This window comes from Streptomyces swartbergensis (assembly GCF_002148965.1).
GTDB classification, from domain to species: domain Bacteria; phylum Actinomycetota; class Actinomycetes; order Streptomycetales; family Streptomycetaceae; genus Streptomyces; species Streptomyces swartbergensis.
The window spans coordinates 1-12,008 of sequence record NZ_NGFN01000042.1 but is presented as its reverse complement, the minus strand read 5'-3'; the positions used below and the strand labels follow the sequence as shown (position 1 = coordinate 12,008).

The following is a 12,008-nucleotide window of genomic DNA, read 5'->3' as shown; positions in this document are numbered from 1 at the left end:
GCCCTCGATGGCCGCCTCGACGGCCGGGTCGTGTTCAGGAACCCGTCAGCTCCACCAGCTTGACGACGGTGTTCCAGTTGCGGGTCGTGGCGATGACGCCCTTGTTGATGCGCGGCTTCGCGAGGTGTTCGGCCAGCTTGGAGCGGCCCAGGCCGTTGGGGGCGTACAGGTACAGGGCGCGGTCGCCGAAGCGGAACTCCTCGGGGAGGTAGACGGATGCGTCGATCTCCGCGAAGCGCTCGGGCGACACGGGGGCGGAGAAGTAGGTGACGTGGAGTTGCTTGGGCTCCAGGTCGGCGGCCGGGAAGGGGCAGGCCTCGGCGATCGCCTTCAGATAGGCGTGGTCGCGCACGATCACGTCGACGCCGAACCCGAAGTGCTTCTCGATGGCATGCGTGATCTCGGCGGCCAGCGACTCCTCGTCACCGTGACCGGAGGCGAACACGGCCTGGCCGCTCTGGAGGTACGTCCGCACGTCCTCGTAGCCGAGGCCCGCCATGAGTGTGCGCAGGTCCGCCATCGGGACCTTCCTGCTGCCGCCCACGTTGATTCCGCGCAACAGTGCCGCATACGTCGTCGTCATCCGCTCACCCTAAGACGGCCGTCGTGCCCCGTGGGGGCGGGCACGACGGCCGGTGGGCGGCTGCCCGAGCCCCGTAAATTACTCACCGGTCACCGCGGGGCACAACCTTCTGCTCAGGATCCACACACCCGAGGAGACCGATAGCTGGAGGGGACCACGGTCCTTTCCGGTCCTCCCCAGTGGGGAGAGGCGAGTGCCGTGCGGGGGCGGCAGGGGGCCGTCACCGCACGCCGCATGACTCTCACCCGCCGGGCCGTCGCGGTGTGACGGCCCGGCGGGTGACGGCCGCCCCGACTACCCCCGGCGAGCGGGCAGTTCGGCCTCGATGAGGTCGGCCGCGCGCCGGGTGCCGCCCTCCCGGGCCGTCTCCGCCTGGATCTCCTTCAGGCGGCGGGCGGCCTCCGGGTCGTCGACGAGGGCGAGGGCCGCCTCGCGCAGCGTCTCGCCGGTCGCCTCCTCCGTGGGGAGGTACCGGGCGACACCGAGGCTCTGGAGCATCTCCGCGTTGCCGAACTGGTCCACGGCCTGCGGTACGGCGATCATCGGCGTGGCCGTGGCCAGGCCCTCCTGGCTGCCGCCCGCGCCGGCGTGCGTGACGAACAGGTCGGCCTGCTTCAGGATCGCCAACTGCGGTACCCAGGAACGCACTTCGACGTTCGCGGGGACCTCCCCGAGCTCGGCCGGGTCGATGTGCTTGCCGACCTGGAGCACCAGGTGCCAGCCGGGCAGGTCGCCGAACGCCTTGACGCACTCCCGGTAGAAGCCGGGCTGCTTGGTGAAGGCGGACCCGAGCGAGACGAGCGCGACCTTCTCGGCGCCGGCCGGCCGCTGCCAGTCGCCCTCGGCACTCCGGTCGCCCTGGCAGGCGCCGACGAAGGAGTACACGCTCTCGTCGACCCGGTCCGCGTTCGGCTGGAGGGCCTTGGGGATCAGGACGATCGAGCGGTCGGGCCGGCCCCCGAACGCGTCGGGGTGCAGGGTGATCCCGTTCTGCTCCAGCCAGGCCTGGAAGCGGGCGTAGTAGGCACGGCCGCGCTCGGTCTTCTTCGGCTCCTCCCACATGGGCTCGGCGACCTCCTTCTCGTACCCCTCCCAGGCGACCATGGCCGGCGACAGGGAGATCGCGGGCACCTCCCAGCGGTGGGCGAGGACGCGGGCCGGGTAGGAGGCGATGTCGTGCAGGACGAGGTCCGGCTCGTCGCCCTCGTAGGCCTCGATCAGCTGCGGGAGGGCCTGGATCGCGTCGTCGAGGAACGGCTCCACGTTGTCCAGCAGCGTGCTCCCCCAGGCCTCCGGGTCGTCGTCGGGCGAGGGCAGCGTCGAGTTCCACGGCTTCACCTCGGCACCTGTCTCCGCGACCTTCTGCGCGAAGACCGGCGGGATCGCGTACGTCACGCGGTGGCCGCGCGCCACGAGCTCGCGGATCACCTCCAGACTCGGGTTCACGTGGCCGTGGGCGGCGATGGAGAACATGGCGATATGAGCGCGACTGGTCATGCGCCGACCGTACGCGAGACGAGACGTCTCGTGCAATACATTTGGTTCAGTGGGTCAGCTCCTCGTGCAGCCGCAGCCACCGCTCCGGCGCCACCTCGCCCACCAGCACGCCCGGGTCCAGGCGCGCCGCCCGGAACGCGGCGTCCACCCGCCGCCTCGGGTGGGCCCGCCGCAGCGACGCGTGCAGTGAACCGCCGACCCCGGAGAAGCCCAGCTCGACCAGACGGCGCCAGCTCCGGTACGCGGCGGCGTCGAGCAGCRGGGTGTCGCGCCGTTCTATGCGCAGCACCCCGGCGTCCACGCGTGGCACGGGCCGGAAGCTGCGCCTGCCGACGCGTCCCAGGAGCCGCCACTCGTAGCGGGGCCAGGTCCGGACCGTCAGCAGCGTCCAGCTGCCGTAGTCGCCGGTGCGTTTGCGGGCGTACTCGAGCTGGGTGAGCAGCGTGGCGTCGGTGAGGGCGGGGGCGCGCAGGCACCAGTCGACCACGGCCGCGGTACGGGAGAACGGCACGTTCCCGGCGACCGAGAAGGGTGTGCGCGGCGGGTGCGCGGCCAGGAAGTCCGCGCCGACGACACGCACCTGCGGGGTGCCGGCGAAGCGGCCGCGCAGGACGGGCACGAGCCTGGGGTCGATCTCGTAGGCGCGCAGCTCCCGGCAGCGTCGCGCCAGCGGTGCGGTCAGCGCGCCTTTGCCCGCGCCGACTTCGAGCAGCAGCGGGATCGGCCGGGCCTGCGGGGCGGCGAGCCGGGCGAAGCGTTCGGCGGTGGCGTGGTCGGCGAGGAAGTTCTGCGAGAGCGCGCGGGAGGTGGCGGTGGGGCGGGCCATGGCCTGCGGTCCTTGTCTTCCGTGAGGGATGTGAGGGCAGCCGAAGGCCCTGACCGGAAGACAGAGGAGACAGGAGTGGTGAGACGCCGGGCTCGGAGACTCGGAAACTCAGAGGCTCAGCGGGCGTGGCTCCCCGGGCCGGTCAGGGCTCCGGGGCGCGGCGCACCCGTGCGGCGTGCGCGCAGCCCCGGCCGTGACCGGAGATGTAGATCGCGTTGATTCCCACGGCAGCACGCTAGGCGCTGCCGGTGACGACGTACAACGGGATTTCGGCGGGGTTCAGCGCTGGTAGCGCGCCAGCACGAGGTTGCCGTCCTCTTCCAGACGTTCGCGCAGCTCGCGGATGCCGATCGCGCCGCTGTAGTACTCCTGAAGGGCCGGGGTCGCCACCTTGTCCTTCCACTCGGGGTAGCCCCGTACGGTCTGTGCGGGTGCCGGGCGCAGGTGGGCGGCGAGCGCGGTGCCCGTGGCCCAGCCGTGCTCGGGTGTGCGCAGGGCCGGGTCGTTCAGCGCCCGGTCGCCGGTCGGCAGCATCCAGTCGCCGAGGGCGAGGCGGACCATGTTCTTGGGCCTCAGCAGGAAGTCGATGAAGGCGGCTGCCTCCTTCTTGTGCGGGGAGTCCTCGGCGACGGAGAGGGTCTGCGGGCTGACGCCCTGGGTGAGTCCCCCGGCGCCGGCGGGGGCGGGCAGCACCTGCCAGTCGAAGCCCTTCGGGGCCTGCTGCACGATCTGCTGGCGGTAGGAGAAGCCGAGCGGGACCATCGCGTATCGGCCGCCGAAGAAGCCGGGCAGGGTGTCGGAGCCGCCGCTGCCCAGGGTCGTGGGCGAGGCACTGCGGTCGGTGCCTGCCTGGGCGTGGATGGTGCGCGGCACCACCTGGTCGGCCGCCTCGAACCGGACCGTCACCTTGCCGTCGGCCCCGCGGTGGAAGAGCTGTCCGCCCGTCGACAGGGAGAGGTTGAGGGTGGCGGAGACCGGTTCCTTCAGGGGCCAGGCGATCCCGTACTTCCCCCGGCCGCTGAGCTGTTCGGTGATGCGGCGGAACTCGGCCCAGCTCCACGGCTTCTCGGGCGTCGGGATCCGTACGCCGGACCGCTTGAGCCACTTCGCGTTGGCGATCAGCACGCGCGGTTCCTGGAGGAACGGCACGCCGTAGATGCCGTCCCCGAAGGTGGTCGTCTCCCAACTGCGCTGCGGGATGTCCGACTTCAGCCGGGCGGGCAGCAGATCGGTGAGGTCGGCGAGGTAGCCGCCGTAGGCGAAGTCGGCGAGGTCGTCGGAGGCGTCGTGGATGATGTCGGGTGCCTCGCCGCCCTCGAAGGCGGTGAGGAGCTGGTCGTGGACGCTGTCCCAGCTGCCCTGGACGTACTCGACCCGGACGTCCGGGTGGGTGGCGTTCCACTCCTTCACCAGTTCCTTGTTGGCCTCGACCGACTCCTCCTGCCAGGCCAGGGACTGGAAGCGCAGGGTGATCCGGCCGTCGTCGCGGGTGCCGCCGGAGGAGCAGCCGGCGAGGAGCAGCATCAGGACGAGGGCGAGCAGGCGTGCGCGCATCAGCTCTTCACCGCCCCGGTGAGCATGCCGCCCGTGATCCGCCGCTGGATGATCGCGAAGACGACCAGCGAGGGCAGCGTGGCGAGGAACGCGGCCGCCGCGAGCGGGCCGAGGTCGGCGACGCCTTCGGCCCCGATGAAATGGGTGAGCACCACCGGAAGGGTCTGCTTCTCCGGCGTCTTGAGGAGCACGAGGGCGAAGAAGAACTCGTTCCACGCGGTGATGAACGCGAACAGCGCGGTGGCCATGATGCCCGGCGCGAGCAGCGGCGCCGTCACCGACACCAGCGTCCGCAGCCGTCCCGCCCCGTCGACCGCGGCGGCCTCCTCCAGTTCGGGTGGTACGGCCCGCACGTATCCGGCGAGCATCCACAGCGCGAACGGCAGCGCCCACACCACGTACACGAGCACCAGCCCCGGCACGGAGTTGATCATGCGGAGGTTCTTCAGCACGAGGAACAGCGGGATGATCAGCAGCACGAACGGGAACGCCTGGCTCACCACCACCCAGCCCGTCACCGCCCTGGCGAGCCGGGTGCGGCGCCGGGCGACGACGTAGGCCATCGGGGTCGCGATCAGCACGGCGACGACCGCCGCCGCGACTGCGGCGAGCAGGGAGTTGAGGGCGGCGTGCAGCAGCGGCTGTTCGTCGAAGGCCTGCCGGAAGTTGGCGAGGGTGGGGTCGTTCGGAATCCAGGTCGGGTGGAGGCTGCCCAGCTCGCGCGGGGGCTTGAACGCGGTGGAGACGAGCCAGAGGAACGGGAAGGCGAGGAAGACGAGATAGGCGAGCAGCGCGGTGTACTGGCCGACGCGGGCCGGGCGGCTGGTCCTCACGCGTCGTCACCTCCCCTGAGGCGGGCGGCGAGGAAGACGGCCAGGGCGATCGAGATCACGGCCACCATCACGCAGCCCATCGCCGCCGCGTAGCCGAACTGCCCGTAGCGGAAGGCCTCTTCGTAGGCGAAGAGCATGGGCAGGCGGGTCCGGCCGCCCGGGCCGCCGCTGGTGAGGACGTAGACCAGGGCGAAGGAGTTGAAGTTCCAGATCAGGTTGAGTGCGGTGATGGCCAGGGCGATGGGCCTGAGGGCGGGCCAGGTGACCGTGCGGAAACGGCGCCAGGCGCTCGCGCCGTCGACCGCCGCCGCCTCGTGCAGTTCGCGCGGGGTGTTCTGGAGTCCGGCGAGCAGCGCGACCGTCGTCTGCGGCATGCCCGCCCAGACGCCCACGACGATGACGGCGGGCAGCGCGGTGGCCAATCCGCTGAGCCAGTCGCGGTCACCGCCCAGGCCGACGTCGCGCAGGGTCTCGTTGAGGATGCCCGCGTCCGGGTTGTAGACGAGCCGCCACATGATGCCGACGACGACCTCGGGCATCGCCCAGGGGATGATCGCCAGGGCGCGGGCCAGCCAGCGCAGTCGCAGGTCCTGGTTGAGCAGCAGGGCGAGGCCCAGCGCGAGCAGGAACTGCGGCACGGTCACCCCGACCGCCCACACCAGGCCGATCCGGAACGACTCCCAGAACAGCGTGTCGTGCAGCAGGTCCCGGAAGTTGAGGCCGCCGATCCACTGGGTGGGCTCGGTGCGGCCCGACTGGGCGTCGGTGAAGGCCAGCAGGATTCCGTACAGCAGTGGCCCGACGCTGAGGACGAGGATCGGGAGCAGGGCGGGCAGCACCAGGAACCAGGCGCCGTGGTCGACGCCCCGCCGGGGCCGGGCCCCGCCGGGCGTGCGGCCGGCCGGTCTCCTCGGCGGCGAAGCCTCGGTCACCGATGTCACGGAATCAGCCCCTTTGCACAGCTCGGCCGGCCACGTCATGGTCGTGAAGGCGGTCTGCCTCGTCAAGACACCGCGCATGCCGTCCCACCTGTGCCGATGCGACACTGACCGGCGGATGGCCGGAACCCGACGGCGGAAGACGTGGACGACGGCGGGAAACGCGACGACGGAGGCGGACGATGGACGAGGCACGGGCCCGGGACGTACTGGCCGCGGCGGGAGTACTGCCCGGCGCGGCCGGGGAGGCACGGCTGCTCGCGCTGGGCGAGAACGCGGTGTTCGCCTCCGGTGACCTGGTCGTCAAGGTGGGCCGCGACGCCGAACTCCTCGACCGGGCGCGACGCGAACTGGACATCGCGCTGTGGCTGGCGGAGGCGGGTGTGCCGGCGGTACAGGCGGCCGAGCCCGAGCCCCTGCTGGTCGACGGGCACCCGGTGACGGTGTGGCACCGGCTGCACGACGCCGTACGGCCCGCCGAGCCGCGGGATTTGGCCGAACTGCTACGGGTCGTGCACGCCCTGCCCGCGCCCTCCTTCGATCTGCCGTCCCGCGATCTGCTGGGCGGTGTGGAACGCTGGCTGCGGCTCGCCGGGGACGCGATCGATCCGGCGGACGCGGCGTATCTGCGGGAGCGGCGGGACGGGTTCGCGGCGCAGGCGGCGGCGCTGACGCCGCATCTGCCCCCGGGGCCGATCCACGGCGACGCGCTGCCGCGCAATGTGCATGTGGGGCCGGAGGGGCCGGTTCTGGTCGACCTGGAGACGGTCTCCGCGGACCTGCGCGAGCACGACCTGGTGGTGATGGTGCTCTCCCACGACCGCTATGGGCTCCCGGACGAGGCGTACGGCTCCTTCACCGAGGCGTACGGCTGGGATGTGCGGGAGTGGGAGGAGTGTTCGGTGTTGCGTGGGGCCCGGGAGACGGCCAGTTGTGCGTGGGTGGCGCAGCATGCGCCGAGCAATCCGAAGGCGCTGGCGGAGTTTCGGCGGCGGGTGGCTTCGTTGCGGGAGGGGGACGAGACGGTGCGGTGGTATCCGTTCTGAGCGCCTGTGGTTCGGGGGACTACGCGTCGTGCGGCGACTGCGGGCGGTTGGTGGCTGGTCGCGCCCGCGCGGCGGAGCCGCATATCGAGCACAGCCCCGCGCCCCTTTCAGGGGCGTCACCCGCCGTCAGTCTTCTCTGCCCTGGATGCTGTGTGCGGCGCGGCGTAGTTCGGTGAGGACCGTGCGGACCGCTGTGCGGGCCGTGCGCTCGGGGCGGTACAGGGCGTCGATGTGGCGTCGCGCCCGCACTCCGCTGAGCGGCCGGAGCACGAGCGCCGGATGCGGGCGCATGGTCCAGCGCGGCATCAGGGCGATACCGCCCCCGGCGGCCACGGCCTCGGCGACCACCGAGAACTCGTTGATGCGATGCGCGAGATGGAGCCTGCGGCCCGCCGCGGCGGCGATGGCCTCGATGGTCGCCAGCACCGGGAACCCTTCGTGCACGGTGATCCACGGCTCGCCGGCCACGTCGCGCGGGGTGACCCGGCGCTTGGCGGCCAGGGGGTGGTCGGCGGGCATGGCCACGTCCAGCGGCTCGCGCAGCAGCGTCGTCGTGGCCACCGTGTCCGGCCATGGCGGGGCGTGGTCCAGCCGGTGGGCCAGGACGACGTCGTACTCCCGGGTGAGCCGGGGGAAGTCCTCCTGCGGTACGTCCTCGTCGGCCAGCCTCGGCACCGGCTTGCCCGGACCGGCCAGCGCGCGCAGCAGCGGCGGGAAGAACGCGGCGCCCGCGCTGTGGAACGCCGCCACCGACACCTCGCCGTCGGGCCGTCCGACGAACTCCTCGACGGTGTGCCGTGCGCGAGCCAGCGCCGTCTCGACCTCCACGGCCGCGCCCGCCAGCGCCTGCCCGGCGTCGGTGAGCACCAGCCGTCGCCCCTGGCGCTCGGTGAGCGGCACGGGGATCGCGCGCTGCAGCAGCCGCAGCTGCTGGGAGATCGCCGACGGTGTCACCAGCAGCGCCTCGGCGACCGCGGTGACGCTGCCCAGTTCGCCGAGTTCCCGCAGGATCCGCAGCTGACGTTCGTCCATCGCCTCAGTGTAGGGACGATGTAGGCCCGCTAAATGATCCTTTTAGACACTGGTACTGGGCTTCATGGATGCCTCCGGTGCACCGTGGGCGGGTGTCCGACGTCCGCCGTACCGATGCGGTACTCCTCCTTGTCGCGCTCGTCTGGGGTTCCAGTTACCTGTCCGCCCAGACGGCCACGGCCGCGCTCCCCGTCCTGCTGGTGCTGTTGGCCCGCTACGCCCTCTCCGCGCTCGCCTGCCTCGGCGTCGTCGCCGCCCGACGGCGCGGGTCGCGCCGGTGGACGCGTGACGAGCTGCGGGCCGGGGTGCCCCTGGGGCTGACCCAGGCCGCGGTCCTGGTCGTGGAGACGTACGGCGTCGCGCACACCAGCGCCGCCAACGCCGGGCTCATCATCAGTCTGACCATCGTCCTCACCCCGTTCCTCGACCGCGGCGGCCACCGCGGCGCGCTGCCTGTCTCCTTCTTCGCCGCGACCGGTGTGTGCGTCCTGGCCGTCGGGCTGCTGATGTCCGGCAACGGCTTCCACGCGCCGCGCCTCGGCGACCTGCTGATGCTCGGCGCCGCGCTGATCCGGGCCGTGCATGTGGCGCTGGTCGGCCGCTTCACGACCGGGCGGGCCATTCGGCCCCTGCATCTGACGACCGTGCAGACCCTCGTCGGCACGGCCCTGTTCCTGCCGATCACCGCCCACGACCTGCCGAGGCTGGTCCGCACGGATCCGGCGACCTGGGCCCAGCTGGTCTATCTCGCCCTGTTCTGCAGTGTGTTCGCCTTCCTGGCCCAGACCTGGGCCGTGCAGCGCACCTCCGCCAGCCGGGCCAGCCTGCTGCTGGGCACCGAGCCGGTCTGGGCCGTCGCGGTGGGCACAGCCCTCGGCGGCGAACATCTCACGCCCCTCACCGGCCTCGGGGCAGCCCTCATGGTGGCCGGTACGTACTGGGGGCAGGCGGTGGAACGGGCGCACCGAAGCGCACCCGACCCCCTGCCTCCCTCGTCCCACTCCCCCGACAAGGACTCCGCATGCCCGACGGCACCCACCGCGCCCCCAGCCCGCACGACACCGGCCGGCACGACACCTACGACCACCTGATCTCCCTGCTCGACTCGGCCTCCGTCGACTACCGCCTCATCGACCACGATCCCGAAGGCGCCACCGAAGCCGTCTGCGCGTTGCGCGGGCATCCGGCCCGCGAGGCCGCGAAGTGCATCGTGCTGCGGGTCAAGGTGGACCGCCGCACCACACGCCACGTCCTCTCGGTCGTCCCCGGGGACCGGCGGGTGGACCTGGACGCCGTCAGGGCGCTGTTCGCGGCCCGCTACGTGGGCTTCAGTGACCCCGGGACGGCCGAGCGGCTGGCCCGCGCCGTGCCCGGCACGGTCCTGCCGTTCAGCTTCGATCCCGACCTGGAACTGGTCGCCGACCCGGACGTCGTGGCCCGGCCGAAGCTGTACTTCAACGCGGCCCGGCTCGACCGCTCGCTCCTCGTCTCGGGCGCCGACTACGAGCGACTGGCCAAGCCCCGCGTCGAACGCATCGCGACGCCCGCGTCGGTGTAGCGGAGAGAGCGTCGGGCCTTCTGACGGGCCGGGCCTTCTGAGGGGCGGGCGCGGCTTACGCGTCCGCCGGCTCCCGCAACGGCCATGCCCCGTCCACCAAGGCCGTCGTGTCGCCCTTGCCGCGCAGGAAGCTCTGGAAGTCCGCCGCCCACTGCGCGTACCACTCGATCTGGCGCCGGTGGAGGTCGGCCGGGCCGAGGGAGGCGATCTTGGGGTGGCGGGCGGCTATCGCGCCGGCCAGGCGGGCCGCCGCGAGGGCGTCGGCCATGGCGTCGTGGGCGGAGCCGAGGACCACGCCGTACTCGGCGCAGACCGCTTCGAGGTTGCGCTTGCCGCGGCGGTAGCGGTCGACCCAGCGGTCGATGGTGTACGGGTCGATGACCGGGGCCGGGTCCACGCCGCCCAGGCGGTCGCGCAGGGACGGCAGTCCGTGGCGGAGCAGCTCGGCGGAGAGCAGGGTCAGGTCGAAGGCGGCGTTGTAGGCGACGACCGGCACGCCCGTCTTCCAGTAGGAGGTGAGGACGTCGGCGAGGGCGTCCGCCACCTGGTCCGCCGGTCTGCCCTCGGCCGCCGCCCGCTCGTTGCTGATGCCGTGCACCGCCACCGCGTCCTCGGGGATCGGCACCCCCGGGTCGGCCAGCCACTCCCGGCGCCCCATCGGCTCCCCGCCCCTGACCTCGATCACGGCTGCCGTGACGATGCGCGCCTCGCGCGGATCCGTGCCCGTCGTCTCCAGGTCGAAGCCGATCAGCAGCTCCCGGTGCCAGGCCATGGGCGGCCCCCCTTCTATGGTGCGTTCCCCCAGTGGTCTCCACCCTCCCATGCACCACTGACAATCAGAGGACCGCGTTCCGCTCAGCCCCCGCCGCGGCCGGGCGAACCACCACAACCACCGCACAGCGGGCCACGGTTCACGACACCGGCCGCGAATCCGCCCACATCATCTCGAACTCCTCGCGATAAGTGGGGAAGAGGCCGCTTTCGTCGATCTCGCCCGACTTGACCACCTTGCCGCTGTTGCGCAGCACGAACACCGGTGCCTCCATGCCCCGGGTCCGGCGCAGATAGTTCTGCACGACCGCGATGCCGTCCGCGCCGTCGGCATCGACCAGGTACGCCGTGAAGCGGGGCGTCTCGTCGAAGACCTGGATCTCGAAGGCCCCGGGGTCGCGCAGCCGGGCCCGCACCCGGCGCATGTGCAGGATGTTCATCTCGACGGCCCGGCTCAGCTCGCCGCGCTTGATGCCGAGTTCGCGCTCGCGCCGCTTGACCGCGCTGGAGGCCGGGTTCAGGAACAGCAGCCGCACCCGGCAGCCGGCCTCGGCCAGCCGGACCAGGCGGCGGCCGGAGAAGTTCTGCACGAGCAGGTTGAGGCCGATGCCGATGGCGTCGAGGCGGCGGGCACCGCCGAAGATGTCCTCGGCCGGGAACTGGCGCATCAGCCGCACCCGGTCCGGGTGGACGGCGACCACGTCGGCGTACCGGTCGCCGACCAGGTCCTCGACCGCGTCGATGGGCAGCCGGCGCGCGGAGGGCACGTCACCGCCCGCGCCGAGCATCTCCAGCAGCCGGGCGGAAGCCCGCTCGGCCTGGTTCAGGACGGCCTCGGACAGGGCCCGGTTGCGGGAGACGACGTTCCGGGTGACCTCCAGCTCGTCCAGGGCCAGCTCGACGTCCCGGCGGTCGTCGAAGTAGGGCTCGAAGCAGGGCCAGTGCTGCACCATCAGCTCGCGCAGCTGCGGCAGTGTGAGGAAGGACAGGACGTTGTCGTCGGCCGGGTCGAGGAGGTAGCCCTTGCGGCGGCTGACCTCGCGTACGGCGACCGCGCGCTGCACCCACTCCTGCCCGGCGGGTCCGGCGGCGGCCACCACCCAGTCGTCGCCGTGGACGGGTTCGTAGATGGGTCGCAGTACGGCGGCGACGACCGCGCGCAGCCGCTGCTCGACGAGGTTCAGCCAGATGTAGGCCCGGCCGGCCCGCTGGGCGCGGGTGCGCACCTCGCGCCAGGCGTCGGCGTCCCAGTCCAGTTCCGGACCGATCGAGCCCGTCGCGTCCATCGGCCGGGCCAGCGACACGGCACCGGTCGGGACGTCTGTGGAGTTCCCCTCGTGACCTTCGTCACCAGGGGGCAGCTCCAGCCC

12 protein-coding genes are annotated in these 12,008 nt (G+C 72.2%); 3 read left to right on the top strand and 9 right to left on the bottom strand.

Features of this window, described 5'->3' with window-relative positions; genetic code table 11:
- Positions 1–34 precede the first annotated feature (34 nt).
- From CA983_RS09820 to CA983_RS09795, 6 genes are all read right to left on the bottom strand, one after another.
- Positions 35–583 carry a DUF1697 domain-containing protein gene (locus CA983_RS09820; protein ID WP_086600482.1) on the bottom strand — a complete coding sequence of 183 codons (549 nt, stop codon included), beginning with the start codon at positions 581–583 and terminating at the stop codon, positions 35–37.
- Positions 584–877: 294 nt separating this feature from the next.
- The gene (locus tag CA983_RS09815; protein ID WP_086600481.1) at positions 878–2,080 is read right to left on the bottom strand and encodes a glycosyltransferase; all 1,203 of its coding nucleotides are present in this window, start codon (positions 2,078–2,080) and stop codon (positions 878–880) included.
- A gap of 46 nt (positions 2,081–2,126) precedes the next feature.
- On the bottom strand, positions 2,127–2,906 hold the full coding sequence (gene erm(O) / locus CA983_RS09810; protein ID WP_086600480.1) for a 23S rRNA (adenine(2058)-N(6))-methyltransferase Erm(O): 780 nt from the start codon (positions 2,904–2,906) through the stop codon (positions 2,127–2,129).
- A 279-nt stretch (positions 2,907–3,185) separates the two neighbouring features.
- On the bottom strand, positions 3,186–4,460 hold the full coding sequence (locus CA983_RS09805; RefSeq protein WP_086600479.1) for an ABC transporter substrate-binding protein: 1,275 nt from the start codon (positions 4,458–4,460) through the stop codon (positions 3,186–3,188).
- Positions 4,460–5,293, bottom strand: a complete 834-nt coding sequence (locus tag CA983_RS09800) for a carbohydrate ABC transporter permease (RefSeq protein WP_086600478.1) — start codon at positions 5,291–5,293, stop codon at positions 4,460–4,462. The genes CA983_RS09805 and CA983_RS09800 overlap by 1 nt, the downstream gene beginning before the upstream one ends.
- A complete protein-coding gene (locus CA983_RS09795; RefSeq protein ID WP_086600505.1) occupies positions 5,290–6,234 on the bottom strand; it encodes a carbohydrate ABC transporter permease in 945 nt (314 codons plus the stop codon). Before CA983_RS09795 ends, CA983_RS09800 begins: the two co-directional genes overlap by 4 nt.
- Before the next feature lie 179 nt (positions 6,235–6,413).
- On the opposite strand from CA983_RS09795, the gene CA983_RS09790 reads away from it, so the two are divergent.
- Positions 6,414–7,277 carry a phosphotransferase enzyme family protein gene (locus tag CA983_RS09790; RefSeq protein ID WP_086600477.1) on the top strand — a complete coding sequence of 288 codons (864 nt, stop codon included), beginning with the start codon at positions 6,414–6,416 and terminating at the stop codon, positions 7,275–7,277.
- A 126-nt stretch (positions 7,278–7,403) separates the two neighbouring features.
- On the opposite strand, the gene CA983_RS09785 is transcribed toward CA983_RS09790, so the two are convergent.
- Positions 7,404–8,309: a LysR family transcriptional regulator gene (locus tag CA983_RS09785; RefSeq protein WP_086600476.1), complete on the bottom strand. Its 906-nt coding sequence runs from the start codon at positions 8,307–8,309 to the stop codon at positions 7,404–7,406.
- A gap of 92 nt (positions 8,310–8,401) precedes the next feature.
- Here CA983_RS09785 and CA983_RS09780 point away from each other — a divergent pair, with 92 nt between their 5' ends.
- Together CA983_RS09780 and CA983_RS09775 are read left to right on the top strand one after the other, a co-directional pair.
- On the top strand, positions 8,402–9,400 hold the full coding sequence (locus CA983_RS09780) for a DMT family transporter (protein ID WP_086600475.1): 999 nt from the start codon (positions 8,402–8,404) through the stop codon (positions 9,398–9,400).
- Complete coding sequence (locus CA983_RS09775) at positions 9,331–9,867, top strand: YbaK/EbsC family protein (protein ID WP_086600474.1); 537 nt, start codon at positions 9,331–9,333, stop codon at positions 9,865–9,867. Before CA983_RS09780 ends, CA983_RS09775 begins: the two co-directional genes overlap by 70 nt.
- A 55-nt stretch (positions 9,868–9,922) precedes the next feature.
- On the opposite strand, the gene CA983_RS09770 is transcribed toward CA983_RS09775, so the two are convergent.
- Both CA983_RS09770 and CA983_RS09765 read right to left on the bottom strand, forming a co-directional pair.
- Complete coding sequence (locus CA983_RS09770; protein ID WP_086600473.1) at positions 9,923–10,639, bottom strand: 3'-5' exonuclease; 717 nt, start codon at positions 10,637–10,639, stop codon at positions 9,923–9,925.
- Positions 10,640–10,778: 139 nt separating this feature from the next.
- Positions 10,779–12,008, bottom strand: a 1,230-nt coding sequence (locus tag CA983_RS09765) for an SAV2148 family HEPN domain-containing protein (protein ID WP_107500214.1), incomplete at its 5' end; no start/stop codon positions are given.

Coding starts and splice junctions, on each gene's coding strand:
- CA983_RS09805 (WP_086600479.1), bottom strand. CDS start 4,460: ATGCGCGCACGCCTGCTCGCCCTCGTCCTGATGCTGCTCCTCGCCGGC.
- CA983_RS09770 (WP_086600473.1), bottom strand. CDS start 10,639: ATGGCCTGGCACCGGGAGCTGCTGATCGGCTTCGACCTGGAGACGACG.
- CA983_RS09790 (WP_086600477.1), top strand. CDS start 6,414: ATGGACGAGGCACGGGCCCGGGACGTACTGGCCGCGGCGGGAGTACTG.
- CA983_RS09820 (WP_086600482.1), bottom strand. CDS start 583: ATGACGACGACGTATGCGGCACTGTTGCGCGGAATCAACGTGGGCGGC.
- CA983_RS09785 (WP_086600476.1), bottom strand. CDS start 8,309: ATGGACGAACGTCAGCTGCGGATCCTGCGGGAACTCGGCGAACTGGGC.
- CA983_RS09775 (WP_086600474.1), top strand. CDS start 9,331: ATGCCCGACGGCACCCACCGCGCCCCCAGCCCGCACGACACCGGCCGG.
- CA983_RS09815 (WP_086600481.1), bottom strand. CDS start 2,080: ATGACCAGTCGCGCTCATATCGCCATGTTCTCCATCGCCGCCCACGGC.